1 protein-coding gene is annotated in these 261 nt (G+C 52.9%); it reads left to right on the top strand.

The window, feature by feature from the left end; genetic code table 11:
• A partial coding sequence (locus ACYQ78_RS39755; RefSeq protein ID WP_459806169.1) for a hypothetical protein occupies nt 1-261 on the top strand: 261 nt, incomplete at both ends.

Here is a 261-nt window from a genome sequence, read left to right on the forward strand (position 1 = left end):
GTTTGATGGAATCCATTGAAAAGATTCGGGTGAAGCCCGGAATTGGCCAACGATCTGGTTCAGCCACCCTTCGTGTAAAAACCGTTGAGGAGGTTGGCAAGGTCGCGAAGTTCTTCCATGGGCGGCAGTTTCCAGGAGCTCGTTCACCGGTGGCGGTGAGTTTTGCACACAGCCACTGCAGGGCTCCAGATCCCTTTAAGGTTCCACAACCGAGCTTTGGCGATCCGTATCGAGTGGAGTGTGAACATTTGTCAGATGAAC

This window comes from Herbidospora sp. RD11066, from assembly GCF_054661255.1.